Raw genomic sequence first — 1942 nt, forward strand, 5'->3', positions numbered from 1 at the left:
AACCATGCTTAACCGAGGGTGATGCGAAGCGTCACCTTCGGTAAGAACGATACCCACAATCCCGACCCCAGCGGGGTCGAACAAGGTGAACACCAGGAGGTTCGACCCCTTCGAGGTCGCTCAGGAACAGGAGATTGATACCGCAGGTGCCGCTTCGCGCCACCAGACGGTTAAGCATCGTTGGACGGTTTCACCGTCCTGCTTTACGAAAGATTAATTTAAGAAATAATCATTAAAGAAACAAAGAAAAAATGGCAATGACAATAAAAGGTTTACAATATTTCCCGTTGGACGTGAATTTCTTCGAGAACGACAAGATTGCGGTCGTAATCAACAATTACGGCTTGGAAGCGGCTGCCGTTGTCTTGAAGCTTTTCGCGCAAATTTACAAAAACGGGTTTTACATGAAATGGAACGAAAAGACGTATAAAGTGTTTACGGCGTCGTTCCGATCGCGTTTCAATTCGCGGCAAATAAATCAGATTATACAAACTTTAACATCGGAGTTTGTTTTCGAACCAATCATGTTCGAAAAATACTAAATTCTGACCTCAAAACGGATTCAGACTTGCTTCTTTGCGGCTGCATCAAGAAGGAAAACCGTTGAAATAGAGCATACTGAATATTTGTTAATCGATATTTCCAAGAAAAGTTCAACTGCCCAAAATGTGGGTTTGAATCGGAAAAATGTATGCAAAAACGGCAAAAATGTCGACATTTTTGAACAAAGTAAAGTAGAGGAAAGTAAAGTAGAGGAAAGTAAAGTAGAGGAAAGTAAAGTAGAGGAAAGTAAAGTAGAGGAAAGTAAAGTAGATATTATTATTAGTAGTAGCGCGTGCGAAGAAAAAATGAATTACAACTTTTTACCTGTTTTCGATCCATTCCGTCCAGATTGGCAAAAAGACGAAGAATGGCTTTATGCAGTTACAATGCTTTGCGGAAAAGGCAGAGAAGAAACGTTGCGGCGGCTTCCGGGCACGATGGAATTGTTTGAAACACATATTGTTTCGATTGGTGATACGGAAACTATTTTAAATGCGAACGATTACAAGCGGCGTTTCCAGAATTGGTGGCGTTGCCTGAATTTCGAAACGAAAGAAGGGATTTTGGCACGAAATCAATCGGCCTCGCGCCCCCAAACAAAACCGGTTTCGCGAATCGACGAAATGCAGCGTGTGTGCGAAGAGGCGAAAATAATGACGCGTAAAATGTTAAAATTAGAATGAGTACGGAAGAAAGATTACAATTGGTTTTACAGCAACTGGCTATTAACGAGCTTAATGCCAACGTGGTAAGCGATAAGATGGTGGATATCATCTCACAGTGTGCTATGTTAATGGGATTCAAGGTGCCGGAGCCGCGCGAGCTGACGTTGATGGCGGGCAAGGTGACGGCGGACTTGTACGAAAGTTACCCATTTCTGCGTTTGGGCGAAATTAGTATCTGTTTCGAGCTCGGCGCGAAAGGGCAGTTCGGCGAATATTTTGGGCTGAATTGGCGGACCATCACGAAGTGGTTGCGCGGCTACCAGCAGTGCGACCTTCGCTACCGCGCCAAGCTCGCCGTAGAAGCTGAAAAGAAGGCGTTGCCGTCGGTCAGCGAGGCGTATAACCTCCAGGCCGAGAACCGTTTCCTACAAAACTCGTTCCGTCGCTACAAGGAGAGCGGGTCGATGGAGCGCGTGATGAGCGTGCGGGTTTACCAGACCTTGCAGGAGCGCGGCATTATCCGCAACACCCGCGAGGAGAAATACCACGCAATCAGCCTGTTCGAGCGATGGAAACCGGCCTCGGGAGCCTGGATGCCGGAGGAGATGCGGCAATCGCGTATCAGAACCCTCGCGCAAGAATGGCTCCTGAAGCAGTATTTCGACTCGATTGAGGAACTGAAATTGGCTGGATAAGTGAGTATTAGGGCACACAGAATTCTAAGACCTACGCAA

The 1942-nt window shown here is 46.2% G+C and carries 3 protein-coding genes; all 3 read left to right on the plus strand.

Annotation, left to right across the window (positions count from 1 at the left end):
- Positions 1 to 251 precede the first annotated feature (251 nt).
- The 3 genes from B5F77_RS15335 to B5F77_RS15345 all read left to right on the plus strand — a co-directional run bounded on the left by B5F77_RS15335 (position 252) and on the right by B5F77_RS15345 (position 1903).
- A complete protein-coding gene (locus B5F77_RS15335) occupies positions 252 to 542 on the plus strand; it encodes a Lin1244/Lin1753 domain-containing protein (protein WP_087332333.1) in 291 nt (96 codons plus the stop codon).
- Between the two features lie 132 nt (positions 543 to 674).
- Positions 675 to 1226 (plus strand): hypothetical protein, encoded by a 552-nt coding sequence (locus B5F77_RS15340; RefSeq protein ID WP_140392911.1) that lies wholly within the window; start codon positions 675 to 677, stop codon positions 1224 to 1226.
- On the plus strand, positions 1223 to 1903 hold the full coding sequence (locus B5F77_RS15345) for a hypothetical protein (RefSeq protein WP_087332338.1): 681 nt from the start codon (positions 1223 to 1225) through the stop codon (positions 1901 to 1903). The genes B5F77_RS15340 and B5F77_RS15345 overlap by 4 nt, the downstream gene beginning before the upstream one ends.
- Positions 1904 to 1942 lie beyond the last annotated feature (39 nt).

Origin of the sequence: Parabacteroides sp. An277, assembly GCF_002159645.1 — a bacterium.
In the GTDB taxonomy this organism is placed as follows: domain Bacteria; phylum Bacteroidota; class Bacteroidia; order Bacteroidales; family Tannerellaceae; genus Parabacteroides.

Bases quoted from the DNA above. Each gene is read 5' to 3' on its own strand.
- B5F77_RS15335 (WP_087332333.1), top strand. From the start codon at position 252: ATGGCAATGACAATAAAAGGTTTACAATATTTCCCGTTGGACGTGAAT.
- B5F77_RS15345 (WP_087332338.1), top strand. From the start codon at position 1,223: ATGAGTACGGAAGAAAGATTACAATTGGTTTTACAGCAACTGGCTATT.